General features: G+C 69.5%; 14 protein-coding genes. 10 read left to right on the forward strand and 4 right to left on the reverse strand.

Annotation, left to right across the window (positions count from 1 at the left end; translation table 11 throughout):
* The 3 genes from ABZ457_RS13845 to ABZ457_RS13855 are packed head-to-tail and all read right to left on the reverse strand — an operon-like array spanning position 1 to position 2913.
* Complete coding sequence (locus tag ABZ457_RS13845) at positions 1 to 1191, reverse strand: cytochrome P450 (RefSeq protein WP_359157422.1); 1191 nt, start codon at positions 1189 to 1191, stop codon at positions 1 to 3.
* On the reverse strand, positions 1184 to 2374 hold the full coding sequence (locus tag ABZ457_RS13850; protein ID WP_359157424.1) for an MAB_1171c family putative transporter: 1191 nt from the start codon (positions 2372 to 2374) through the stop codon (positions 1184 to 1186). Before ABZ457_RS13850 ends, ABZ457_RS13845 begins: the two co-directional genes overlap by 8 nt.
* Entirely contained in the window at positions 2371 to 2913 is a 543-nt protein-coding gene (locus ABZ457_RS13855; RefSeq protein WP_359157427.1) for a regulator component, read from the reverse strand. Before ABZ457_RS13855 ends, ABZ457_RS13850 begins: the two co-directional genes overlap by 4 nt.
* A gap of 341 nt (positions 2914 to 3254) precedes the next feature.
* Between ABZ457_RS13855 and ABZ457_RS13860 the strand changes: the two genes are divergently transcribed.
* Entirely contained in the window at positions 3255 to 4112 is an 858-nt protein-coding gene (locus ABZ457_RS13860) for a helix-turn-helix domain-containing protein (protein ID WP_359157429.1), read from the forward strand.
* 34 nt (positions 4113 to 4146) lie between these two features.
* Here ABZ457_RS13860 and ABZ457_RS13865 read toward each other — a convergent pair whose 3' ends face one another.
* Positions 4147 to 4590 (reverse strand): Secondary metabolite protein, encoded by a 444-nt coding sequence (locus tag ABZ457_RS13865; protein ID WP_359157431.1) that lies wholly within the window; start codon positions 4588 to 4590, stop codon positions 4147 to 4149.
* 425 nt (positions 4591 to 5015) lie between these two features.
* On the opposite strand from ABZ457_RS13865, the gene ABZ457_RS13870 reads away from it, so the two are divergent.
* The 9 genes from ABZ457_RS13870 (at position 5016) to ABZ457_RS13910 (ending at position 12087) form a co-directional block, all read left to right on the forward strand.
* Complete coding sequence (locus ABZ457_RS13870; protein WP_359157433.1) at positions 5016 to 5342, forward strand: transcriptional regulator; 327 nt, start codon at positions 5016 to 5018, stop codon at positions 5340 to 5342.
* 1 nt (position 5343) lies between these two features.
* The gene (locus ABZ457_RS13875) at positions 5344 to 6363 is read left to right on the forward strand and encodes a hypothetical protein (RefSeq protein ID WP_359157435.1); all 1020 of its coding nucleotides are present in this window, start codon (positions 5344 to 5346) and stop codon (positions 6361 to 6363) included.
* Positions 6363 to 7067: an ATP-binding protein gene (locus ABZ457_RS13880; protein WP_359157437.1), complete on the forward strand. Its 705-nt coding sequence runs from the start codon at positions 6363 to 6365 to the stop codon at positions 7065 to 7067. Before ABZ457_RS13875 ends, ABZ457_RS13880 begins: the two co-directional genes overlap by 1 nt.
* 117 nt (positions 7068 to 7184) lie before the next feature.
* Positions 7185 to 7751 carry a WhiB family transcriptional regulator gene (locus tag ABZ457_RS13885; RefSeq protein ID WP_109180474.1) on the forward strand — a complete coding sequence of 189 codons (567 nt, stop codon included), beginning with the start codon at positions 7185 to 7187 and terminating at the stop codon, positions 7749 to 7751.
* Positions 7748 to 8815, forward strand: coding sequence for a DUF2637 domain-containing protein (locus ABZ457_RS13890; protein ID WP_359157440.1), 1068 nt, complete (start codon positions 7748 to 7750; stop codon positions 8813 to 8815). The genes ABZ457_RS13885 and ABZ457_RS13890 overlap by 4 nt, the downstream gene beginning before the upstream one ends.
* A 102-nt stretch (positions 8816 to 8917) precedes the next feature.
* Positions 8918 to 9142 carry a hypothetical protein gene (locus tag ABZ457_RS13895; protein WP_359157442.1) on the forward strand — a complete coding sequence of 75 codons (225 nt, stop codon included), beginning with the start codon at positions 8918 to 8920 and terminating at the stop codon, positions 9140 to 9142.
* Positions 9139 to 9804 carry a plasmid mobilization relaxosome protein MobC gene (gene mobC / locus ABZ457_RS13900; protein ID WP_359157444.1) on the forward strand — a complete coding sequence of 222 codons (666 nt, stop codon included), beginning with the start codon at positions 9139 to 9141 and terminating at the stop codon, positions 9802 to 9804. The genes ABZ457_RS13895 and mobC overlap by 4 nt, the downstream gene beginning before the upstream one ends.
* A complete protein-coding gene (locus tag ABZ457_RS13905) occupies positions 9804 to 11576 on the forward strand; it encodes a relaxase/mobilization nuclease domain-containing protein (protein ID WP_359157590.1) in 1773 nt (590 codons plus the stop codon). Before mobC ends, ABZ457_RS13905 begins: the two co-directional genes overlap by 1 nt.
* Before the next feature lie 106 nt (positions 11577 to 11682).
* Positions 11683 to 12087 (forward strand): hypothetical protein, encoded by a 405-nt coding sequence (locus ABZ457_RS13910; protein WP_358282060.1) that lies wholly within the window; start codon positions 11683 to 11685, stop codon positions 12085 to 12087.
* Positions 12088 to 12219 lie beyond the last annotated feature (132 nt).

Genomic DNA, 12219 nt, shown 5'->3' on the forward strand with positions numbered 1-12219 from the left:
TCATGGTCGCTGCTGTGCCAGGACGGGAAGGGACATAAGTCCCCGTACGAGACGGGTTCGTCGCCACTCCAGCTGCTCTGTCGGGACGGCAAGGCGGATCCCGGGGAAGCGGGCAAGTACCGCCCGAAGAGCGATCTCGAGTTCGGCCTTGGCCAGGGGCGCACCGACGCAGCGGTGGATGCCGTGACCGAAGGCGAGGTGAGCAGTCGCGTTGCGATTCAGATCGAGCTGATCCGGCGCCGGGAACCGTGTGGGGTCCCGGTTGGCTGCCCCCAGGGCGACCAGGACCGGGGCACCAGCCGGGATGTCAGTGCAGCCGAGCGTGACGGCTTCCGTGGTGAATCGGAAGGTGCTCGTACTCACCGCGGAGTCGAAGCGGAGTAGTTCGTCCAGGGCAGCAGGGATCTCGTCAGGACTTCCACGAAGGTGATCCAGCTCGGCCGGATGCCGGAGCAGCGCGAGGAGGGCGTTGCCGAGGGCGTTGGTAGTGGTCTCGTGTCCGGCTACGAGCAGCAGAACGGCCAGGGAGACCAGTTCCTCCTCACTCAGATGGTCGTCCCCGTCGCGCGCCGAGATGAGCGCGTCAAGGAAGGACCTGCCGGGAGCCTCCCGTTTGTCGGCGACAAGGTCCGTCATGTAGTCCGCGATTGCGTGCGATGCCGTGTCGATGACGCCGGGTTCTCCTGCCGCGAACAGGTCGGCGGACCATCCCTGGACGTCGGGCCGGTCGGCTGGCGGCACTCCGAGGAGTTCACAGATCACGATGACCGGCAGCGGCACGGCCAGGCCGGCCACGGCGTCGAACGGTTCATCGGTGGGCCACTGGTCCAGCAGGTCGTCAGCGACCCGAGTGATGAAAGGGCGCAGTCGTGCTACGGCCCCCGTGGTGAACGCCTTGGTCACCAGTTTGCGCAGCCGGGTGTGCCGGGGCGGATCGCTGGCCAGCATGGTTCGCGCGACCGCGGGGTGCAGACGGCGTCGTGACTTCTTGCCTGCGAAGAAGACGGCGGTGTCCTTCGACAGACTGGCGTTACCGAGGGCTTCCCGGGCTGCCGCGTAGCCGGTAACAAGGTAGCTGGGGTGTCCGCCGGAGCCTGACTGTACTCGTTGCACCGGGCATGCCGAGCGCATGGCGTCATACGTCGGATAGGGGTTCCGGAGGAAGCGGGGGTCCTTCGCCGGGTCAGTCATGATCCCAGGCTCCAACGGGTTCCGGTCGGCGGCCATCGGCGACACGCCCCGCGTGGCGGGCGTAGGCGGAGGCCACGAGGAGGAGCCACTCCGTGTCCCCCTTCAGGTCCTTGCGGGAGGCGGCCTCCGGCGATCGCGGAGCAACGTCGTCGGGGAGTCGGCCGGCCTTCCGGTCGGCGAGCGCCGCCGCAAGGATGGCCGCCTCGACCGTTGCCGCGCCGTTCACTGTTCCGGTCTCAACGGTGGCCTGGACAGCTTCCTGCACATCGCGGGATCGGTACGGCTGCAGAGCGAGGACGCCGTCGCTGATCTCGATGACCCGCCGCTGGAGCAGGAAGTCCGACTCGGTCGACACGTCCCCGGTGCCCGCGGGCGACAGCACGATGTGCGGCATGGCGGCCGACAGGTCCCGCCACAGGGGGCCGAGCGCCTCGAACGACTGGACCTCCCAGCGTCGTCGGCGGGCCTGGCTGATCGGGTAGGCCACGGTGGGCAAGGTGAGGCCGAGGCAGATCAGCAGAACAGCGAGCGCTGGGGCGGTGACGCTGAAGGCGCATCTGCCGACCAGGGTCGAGCACTCCGCAGTGCTGTTCATGAGCCCCAGCCCCAGGGCCAGGTCGACGAGCCGCGTCGTCTTGTAGGCGACGTAGATCAGGGCGAAGCCGCAGCCCGTCGCCGCGATGCGAAGGCCGATCCGGACACTGCTGCGGCGCGTCGACGCCGACTGACGCAGGGCCTGGCCGAGGAAGTCGACCACCGCGAAGCCCAGGTAGGAGATGTACAGGAGCAGGTAGAGGGCGTAGGCCTCGGGCGACCGGTTGGTGAAGTGCTCGTAAGCGAACAGGAGCGTCATGCTGGCGACCGCCGCAGCGAGCAGAGCGAGACGCACCCGAATGCGTCGTCTGGCCTCCGCGGGATCCATGTTGAGCTGGAGGATGACCGCGACGACCGCCGCGGCGGCTCCCAGAGACGCGCAGTTGCTCAGCAGCCGGGCGACGTGGGGCACGAGGGCCTCGACGGCGTCTTCGACCAGCGGGGCGTAGGAGGCGAAAGCCAGGGCGAAGGCTCCGAGGAGCCCACCCATGGCCCACGTACCGGTGGGGCGGGGTGTCCCTCGGCCGAACATCCAGTAGCCGCTGGCAGCAGCGAGCACGAACGACATACCAAGGAAGACGTAATTCATCGGCGGAGCCGCCCTCTCCTGGCGGGCTGGGCGAAGAGCGCGTCCCAACTGTCCGGGCCTCTTTCCGGCCGAAGGGATGGAGACTCGCGAGCGCGGTAGATGCGCCAGCGAATGACCGAGGCCATCATCTCGGCCTGCCGCTCGTGGGTCGTCGAGTAACTGGTACGCCCCGACATGCGCATCACCAGGGTGGGGTCGATCCCGAGAGTGCGGGCCGTCTGCACGTCGATCTCCAGGCTGCCGGGGTGATCGCAGTACACATGGCACAGCTCGTGCGTGAGGATGTGACGTTGGTGGTGCACGGAGGTGCCTTCTTCGTAGAAGAGGAGGTCGGCCTCCCGCGTCTCCAGCCTTATGCCACAAGGTGCGTCGATCACGCCGAGAGTGTCCAGAGGGCGCAGAATGATCGGCTTCCCGCGCTTCTCGGCTATGGCCTCTCGCAGTTCGCGCGTGCTGAAACGATGCGGCAGTCTCAGAAGATCGATCTGCTCCTCGCACCAACTACGCAGTCGGCTCCGGTGATCTTCCGGCAAGGGCATGACGCTTCCCCCTTCGGCCTCGGCTGTGCGCCAACTTCTCGTGAGCGAGCACGAGGATGCCAACAGGAAGCCGGAACTCACAGTTCCCGGAAGTCGCAGTTCCGATCACGGAAGGTGAGTCAAGGCGGGCTGGCTGGCCGGCATTGCTCGCCTTCGGTCCCTCTCTCGAGGATGGGATGATGCCCATCCTTGCGGGGGCGTGTGTCACCCCGTCAGGTTGATTGAATAATCTACTGCCCGTTATGTCCGACTACGCTGAATGACGGATTCATGATCCATCGGCTGCGATTCGCGAAGGCTTGTGGCGCATGTCACCGAGTGGCGGCGTCTAGTTTCAGGGCATGGATGCTCGGGGTGGGCAGATCAAGGGCGGCGACCCCGACGGTGAGCCTCTGCCTGATCTGCTGAGGTTCTGGCGGAGGCGGGTTGACCCGCTGAAGGTCCCAGGACTGGTGGCCACGGGGCGGCGAGGTGAGGGGCTGACGCAGAACGACGTAGCCCGCCTGGCCGGAGTGAGCGTCCGCTGGTACGGCGCCTTGGAGCGCGGAATCAAAGCGGACTACTCGGTGGATTTCCTCGACCAGGTCTCGTCCGCCCTCCGGCTCAGCCCTGCGGAGCGCCGCGCGCTCTACCTGAAATCGGTCGGTCGTCCGCCAGCCCTTGCCGCAGCATCGGGGGCGGGGCTGGCTATGCCGGTGAATGCAGCACTGCTCCAGCGGTTCCTGGATCTCCAGGCTCCCGCGCCGGCCTTCGCGACGGACCTGGCCTGGAACATGATCGCCCACAACCAGCAGCTGCGGGAGTGGTTCCCCTGGGTCGTCGAGCAGGGCGCCAACCTGATGAGGTGGACTTTCCTTGCGGCGGAGGCTCGCCAGCAGCTTGTGGCGTGGGAGCAGGACTGGGCGCGCCCCTTCCTGGGGCGACTGCGCTATGAGCGGGCCCATCATCCGAAAGACAGTGGGCTGCTGAACCTGGAGCGGGACATCCTCGCCGGGTCGTCGTCCGCGCGGGAGATGTGGGATCGGCCGGATCTGGTCGAGCACTCCCATGGTGCTCTTCGACGTCTCAGGCTCCCGTGTGGCCAGGGGCACGAGACCGTCATCCGCGTCGTGGCTCTCCGGCCGATGCGCAGCGACGGCCTTCGCGTCGTCGTGCTGCTGGAGGAGTCGACACGAGGCGACGCTCTGACCGGATCGTGAAGCAGGTGCGCCTCGAGTCTCGGGCTCTGCGACGTCACTCGTCGTCGAGCAGGTCCGAGTCCTCCGGCTCCGACATCCCCTCAAGTCGACGCGCCTGGTCGATCACGGTGTTCACCATGTTCAGACTCGAAGCGCTGAGGCCGTTCGCGCGCAGGGCGACCCGGCGCACCCCCCGGTCGCGCATGGCGGCGACCAACTGGATCTCGGCACGCTGGCGCTCCGCCTCCTCCTCGTCGAAGAAGTAGCCCGGGTTTACGCCGAAGAAACCGGCCAGCGCACGGATGGTCTGCATCTTCGGGTTGGAGTTGGTGCCGGTGCGGAGCTGCTGGATGGCGCTCGCGGAGATCGTCACGCCGGAGGTGTCGCGGATGCCCTGTGAGACCTCCGCGTAGGTGTAGGGGCCGCGACCCTTCGGATGCACCTCCCGGAACAGGTAGTCGAGCAGCTCCGAGAAGGTGCGCTCGCGCGATTCGGTCATCTCCGGATCTCCGTCATGGCGGCCATCCTATCCACCTCAGTGGTGATCAGGGTTAGCCAGGTCCAGCCTCTCGCCATTGCAGTTGACGAGGTGCCGCAACTGCAATGTACGTTATCTATCGAGAGCATCCATTGCAGTGTTCCATCGCTGGTGGGGGCTGGCCTGTAAGAGCTGGACTTGGGTCGAGCGTCACTCTATGGTCCTGGTGCCCACAGGCCGACGGAACGACCGAGAGGGGAGGGAGACGAGCACGCGCGGATCGTGAACCGCAGGGTGCACAGGGGTGGATGAGACCGGCGCCCGGGAGCTACCAACTCCCGAGCACCGGGCCGGCACTCCGAGGGGTGCCCATGCACATCTCGCGGGCGGCGGGGCTTTTGCACGAGAACCGCCGCACCGCGTTCCTACGAACAACGGAGTATCACATGCTCGCCACGCCGAGCGTCAACCCGGCCTGCCCGGATACCCGACGACAGCACCGTCTCGCTGCTCAGCTCGCAGAGATGATCCCCGGCGCGGCCACGATCCGAGTCAGCCTCACCGACCCGAGCCGGGCGTGGCCCCACCCGCGTGCCGCCGTCCGGGACGAGGGCGGGAAGGCCCTGGAGGTGAGCCGGACGACGGCGACGGTCGCCGCCCGCTGGATCCTGCGGGTCTGGCCGGAGGCGGACTGGACACGGCCGCACACCTTCGACATTCAGCGCGCCGCCCTCACCTGCAGCGACCTGGTCGCCGCCGGTCGGAGCCGCTGACATGGCCCGGATACGCACCATCAAGCCGGAGGCGTTCTTCTCCGAGTCGCTCGCCGAAGTGACCGTGGCGGCCGAGCGGACCTTCTTCGGCCTGCTCACCCAGGCCGACGACCATGGCCGCCACCGGGACAACGCCGCGATCATCGCGGGGCTTCTCTGGCCCCTGCGCGCCGAGCACACCTCGGTCCACGTCGAAGACGACCTCCACCAGCTCGCGAACGCCGGACTGATCTGCCGGTACACCGGATGCGACGGCCGCCTCTACCTCCACATCGTGACCTGGTCCGAGCACCAGAAGATCGACAAGCCGAGCCAGTCACGCCTGCCCTCGTGCCCGCAACACCAGGCCGCCGACCGGTGCGCACCGTGCAAGGGCTCTTGCTCCCGGCGGACCGAGGGGTCGTCCACGGCTCCCCGAGGGCTCGGGGAGACCTCCGGGAGGGCTCCCCGAGCCCTCGATCTGCCTGCCGTACCCGCCTCGACGACGCCGGACCACGCAGACGAGTCCGTCGCCGACCGGCAGGAGGCTGCCGACGGCGCGATCGGCACAGCGGGGCGAGCTGGCGCTAAGAGTGCAGGTCAGACCGCATTCTCCGAGGACTCCCCGAACCTTCCCCGAAGCCTCTCCGAAGGCTCGGCGCCTGGATCTAGGATCTTGGATCCTGGATCTCTTGTCCCTACGGGGCGCACAGCGCCCGCAGCCGGCATCTCCGCCAAGGAGCTCGTCGGGGAGTACGTCGCCGGGTGCGACCAGCGTCCCCCGAACGACGTGATCGGGCACCTCGGCCGGATCATCAAGAAGCTCCTGGACGAGGGCATCGCACCGGCGCACATCCGAGCCGGGCTGGCGAACTTCACGGCCAACCCCAAGCACCCGAGCGTGCTGACCAGCATGGTCAACGAGGCGATGAACGCTCGCCCCGGCGGTTTGGCGCGGCCGGGAATCCGGCCTAACGTGCCCGCCCACCAGGCGTGGACCAACCCGGCCAACGCTTCTGCCGCCTACGCCGAGGAGCTGTGATGCACACCCGTCACCGCGAACCCCAGCTCCTCGGCAACGAAGCCACACTGGAGCGCATGGCCCGGATCCTGGCCGCCCGCAACATCGACCCGGCCGACGCCGCGCTACCGGACGGCGCCGAGCCCTTCTCACCGCTGGACGCTCTGCTCGCCGGGATGCCCCCGCGCTATCAAGCGGCTGTCGCCGACCACCCCACGGTCCTGGAGTGGGTCCGGAGGGTCACCGACGCGGCCGTCGCCCCCAGCCGAGGAGCCCGACGACAGGTCACCACCGGCCCTAGCTTGCTGATGGCCGGCGTCGTCGGCGCGGGCAAGACGCACCAGGCGTACGGCGCGGTCCGAGCGCTGGTGCAGAGCGGGGTCGGCGCGCGCTGGCGGGCGACCACCGCCGCCGACCTCTACGCCGATCTCCGCCCCCGGCCCGGGGTGGACAGTGAGCGGGAGCTGGCGGCCGTCAGCCGCTGCCCGCTGCTGATCATCGACGACCTCGGCGCGGCCAAGGCGAGCGAGTGGGTCGAGGAGATCACGTACCGGCTGATCAACCGGCGGTACAACTACGAACTCCCCACGCTGATCACGACCAACCTGGCGATCAAGGACCTGCGTTCCTACCTCGGGGACCGAGTCGCCAGCAGGCTCGCCCAGATGACCACCCGAGTCGAGTTCGAGGCTGTCGACCGCAGACGCCACAGCGCCGCCGCCTGACCCTCCACAGGCCACCCCGCCGGACCGCGCCCTCGCAGCGCCGTCTCCCGGGCACCTACCGCCAGCGCACCTCTCCGCCGACGCCCCTGCGCGCGGAGAGCGATCGGAGCACCCCGCATGACCAGCACGATGAACGGCCCCGCCCAGCACCGTCAGCTCGGCGACCAGACCTGGCAGGCCGACGCCGTCTGCCAGAGCACCGAGTACAACCCGGTGGACCCCGAAGTCTTCTTCCCCGAACCCGACGAGACTGCCAAGATCGCCACGGCCAAGGCCCTGTGCGGCCAGTGCCCGGTCCGGCGCACCTGCCTGGACGCCGCTCTCGAAGGGGGTGACACCGACGGGATCCGTGGCGGCCTGACGGAAGAGGAGCGCGGGCCGCTGCACGACAAGCTCGCCAGCCGCCTCGACTACAGCCGCGTCAATGCCACCATCGCCGGACGCGACGTGCACCTCACCCATACGGAGCGCCGCGCGGTCGAGTACGCGGCCTACCGCCACGGGGTGAGCGAGCAGCGCCTGGCCTGGCTTCTGAAGGTCACCGAGGAGCACGCCAAGAAGCGGTACCGCGAGATCCGCCGGGCCGAGCGCAACCGAACCCTGAACCAGCCCACCACGAACACCACACCCCCCGAGACCAGTGGCGAGCGCCTGATCCGCGACGACTTCGGGACGGCGGCATGAACATCGCAAGCGCGTCGAGGACGGCGCACATATCCGGGTGGGACCGCGCGGCTGTCGTGGCGCTCGGGGGCGCGGGGTGCGCGCTGTCGTACGACGCCCTGCAGCAGATGGCCGTGGCCATCCACATCCGAGGCTTCCTCACCTACCTGTTCCCCCTGGTGATCGACGGGTTCATCGCCTACGGCATCCGAGCCCTCCTAGTCCTGCGCAACGCACCACTGCGCGCCCGGCTCTACGTCTGGACGCTCTTCGGCACGGCCACCGCCGCCAGCATCTGGGCCAACGCACTCCACGCGGTGCGCATCAACCAGGACACGGTCGCCGGCACCGGCCTCCAACTCGGTGACGCGGTGGTCGCGGTGCTCTCCACCATCGCCCCGCTCGCACTGGCCGGAGCGGTCCACCTCTACATCCTCATTGCCCGGGGCCCGGTCGAGGACTCTGGTCGGCAGAGCCTCGGTCAGCCCGGTCACCTCGGTGAGACCGACCGCAGCGACGCCATCGAGGTCACCCGGACCGACCGAGCCGGTCAGCAGCGGTCAGCGGCCGGTCAGGTCACGTCCGGTCAGTCGGTCACCGCTCTGACCGACCGGCTGCCGCTGTCCCCGACCGAAGAGGGCACCGCCGCCCGGTCAGTGACCGGAGACTCGATCCCGGCGACCAGCGGCCAGTCGGTCACCGACCACCACAACCGCAGCCACGGTGCCCCTGACCTGCTGGGACAGGCGGACAAGGGCCGGACGGTCACTGACCGCCCCAGCAGTGCGGCCCCGGTCGGTGATGACCAGGACAGTCCGGCGGCGGTCAGTGCCCCGCCGGTCACCTCGCCGCCGGTCACTGACCGGGCCGCTCGGCCGACTGGTGACCGGCGTCCTGACCCGGACACCGAGGAGCTGCTGGCGATCGCCCGGTCGGCGGTCAGGGCCGAGGACAAACTGACCCGCAAGGTGGTCGCCCAGGCGATCCGAGGTCAGCAGATCCCGCTGTCGAGCGACACCCTGACCGCGCTGATGGCTCAGCTGCGTGAGCAGCACCGCCAGCCGGTCACTTCCTCCCGGCCCTGACCGAACCTCCACGGAGTGGGTGACCGAACCGGTCACCCCGGCCGGTCACCCACTCCGCATGTCACCGACACACCCCGCCACAGCAGAAGCGGAGAGCACCCGATGCGCACTCACCCGGCCACGCCCGCCGAAGTCGACTCCTGGCTGACCGTCCTGCACCAGCACGGACACCTCCACCGCGTCCAGTCCGGCCCCGACACCACCTGGATCGTGCAACGCGAGCAGCATGACCGGCCCTGGACCCTGCACCACCCCGTCCTGGCCATGGACTGGATCGAGGAACTCGTCCGCGAAATCCAGCAGCAGGACCCGGAGACGAGCCGGTGAACACCAACGACCCGGCGGCCACCTCCGCTGGACAGCAGCGTGACCCCACCACGGCTCCTGGCGGAGCAAGCTATCGCGTACGACGGTCCTACGGCCCGACGTACGCACTTGCCCCCGCCCAGGAGGGCGGGGGAAGCCCGGCTGGTCCCCGAGCGAGGGCGCACGGGGACCAGTCGGGCAACCGGCACCGGGGGGCGCCGGTCACCGGGGGAGAAGCCGATCGCGACGACCACCGCGAGCAGCCGAGCCCGAGCACGCCCGCCTACCCCGACCGCAAACCGCGCCGCCGCACCCGCAACCCCAGCGAGCGCACCCGCAAGACGACCACCCGCCTCTCCGACACCGAGAAGACTGAGATCGCCGAGGCCGCCACCAAGCGCGGCGTCACCGTCGCTCGCTTCCTCGCCGTCTCCGGCCTGAGCGCCGCCCGCGGATGCGCCGCCGTGCACAGCAACGACCAGCTCGACACCGCCATCGACGAACTCGCCGCTCTGCGCACCGCGCTGGCCCGCATCGGCAACAACATCAACCAGATCGCCTTCGTCCTCAACAGCGGTGGCCAGCCGCGCGCCGGTGAACTCGAACACGCCCTGAGCGCGCTGACCGGACTTCTCGCCCGCGTCGATGACGCGGCGAACGACCTGGTGACCCGGCGGCTGTGATGGTTCCCGACATCGGACGCGGCTCCCGGACCCACGGCCTGCTCGTCTACCTGTACGGCCCCGGGCGGCGCGAGGAGCACACCGACGCACACCTCGTCGGCTCCTGGGACGGCTTCGCCCCCGACCCCGGCCGCGACACCGGCCTCGACCCCGACCCGAAGGCCACCCTCGCCCGGCTCACCGCCGCCCTGGACCTGCGGGTCAAGCAGGCCGGCGACCGCGCGCCCGCCAAGCACGTCTGGCACTGCTCGGTCCGCACCGCCCCCGGGGACCGGCGGCTGGACGACGAGGAGTGGAACGCCGTCGCCCAGCGCATCGTCCACGCCACCGGCATCGCCCCGGATGGAGACCCCGACGGCTGCCGGTGGATCGCCGTCCGCCACGCGGAAGACCACATCCACATCGTCGCCACCCTCGTACGCGGCGACCTGCGCAACCCGCGCCTGAACTACGACTTCAACAAGGCCCAGGCCGAATGCCGCCGCATCGAGCAGGAGATGGGCCTGCGGCGCCTGAACGCGGGCGACGGAACCGCAGCGAAGAATCCCAGCAGCGCCGAGAAGTTCAAGGCTGAGCGCACCGGCCGCCCGGAGACCTCGCGCGAGACGCTCCGCGAGGCCGTTCGTCGAGCCGTGGCGGGAGCGGATTCAGAAGAGGAGTTCTTCACGCGGCTCCGAGAAGCGGGGGTACGGGTGAAGCTGCGACACGCACCGTCCGGTGACGCGCTCGGGTACAACGTGGCCCTGCCCGGCGACCGCAACCGCGACGGAGCCCCGGTCTGGTACCCCGGCTCCAAACTGGCCCCCGACCTCTCCCTTCCGAAGATCCGCCTACGCCTCACCGACGGGGCCGTCGAGCCGAGCGCGCCCGTGGTCGGCGCTGACCGTACCAACTGGTCACCGCCCGCCCGTCAACGACGCAACGCCACCCTCATCGCAGAGCGCTCAGCCGTGCTCCTGGAACGCGACGAGGACGGCGAGGCAGCCCCCCAGCTCGTCGGCGTCGGAGAACTCCTCGACGCAGTGGCCCAGACCTCACCGGCCACCACCCGCACCGAGCTGGCCGCCGCAGCTCGCGCCTTCGAGCGGGCGACCCGCAGTCATGTCCGCGCCGAACGCGCCGACACCCGAGCCCTCCGCTCAGCCGCCCGAGGCATTGTCCAGGCCGGCGGGGCGCTCGGCCGAGGCGAGGACGGCGGCACCACCGCCATGCTCGTCTCCACCCTCGTCCTCGTCACCCTCTCCGCCGCCCGCTGGCACTCCGCCCGCGGACACGCCCAGCAGGCCCACGCCTCCCGACAAGCCGCCGCGCACCTACGCACCGCCTACCGCCAGGCCGCCGCCACTCCGATGCGCATGCTGCACGACCAAGGCCGCGCCCTTCCTGACGCCCAGCGCCTCATGCACGAGGCCACCCTTCGCGCCGTCCTGCCCGAGAAGGTCGTACGGGCAGGAGGCACGGAAGCGAAGACCGACGCCTTGGTCGCCACCCTCGACCAGGCCGAGCGGGCAGGTCATGACTCCGAAGCCCTCCTGCGCCAGGCCATCGACATGCGCGAACTCGACAGCGCCGACGACGTGAACGACGTCCTGGTCTGGCGTCTGCGGCGCATCGCCCAGCTCCCGGCACACCCGGGTGACAGTGCCCGTCGTCCGCAGGCCGCCACCCGCCAGGCCACTACGCCGAGCAGCCGCACCAGTGAACGAAACGCGACGGCAGCCGTACCGCTCGGAACTGCTCAAGACCCCAACCGCCGCTCGCCACGTCGCTGACCACGTCGAACCGGACGGAGACCACCGGCCGAGCGGACGCCGCGAAATGTATGGACAGCTGGTTCCACCGGCTGTTACGGATGAAGACAGGACCGACAACCGGGAGATGACGCTCGTGCTCAGAACCACCACCCGCACCACGGAGCCGGCACCCGTCCTGCCCGTCCTGCCCACTGGTACCGACCCCCTGCTGCAGCTCCAGGCCGAGACGCGGTCGGCCGACGGCCCCGGGGCAATTCGCTGCGTCGGCCACTCACGCGAACTCGCTCTCGGCGGCATGCCCGTGATGTGCTCCGCCTGCCGTGCCCGACGCGACTGGCTGCTCATCAACCACGGGCGCAACGTCTGGGTCCGCTGCCGGTGCGGCAACCAGTGGCTCGAGCCCGAGATCAGGCGCGCCGACTTCGATGCCCTGGTCGGCGGCCCCCACGGGACGACCTACCCGAGTGTCGAGGCGGGCTTGACCGCGCTCGGGTTCGACGGCGTATTCGCCGGCATCTACCTGGAGTAGGCGAGCACCAGACGGAACGCCGAAGGGCGCCACCGGCATGTTGCACGCCGTTGGTCGATCGGGGCTCTGGGTGACGTCGGCCTTGAAGACCCAGTTGCGGTCTTGAAGGCCGACATTGTCGTATGGGGGCGA

Origin of the sequence: Streptomyces sp. NPDC005805, from assembly GCF_040630445.1 — a bacterium.
Lineage (GTDB): Bacteria > Actinomycetota > Actinomycetes > Streptomycetales > Streptomycetaceae > Streptomyces.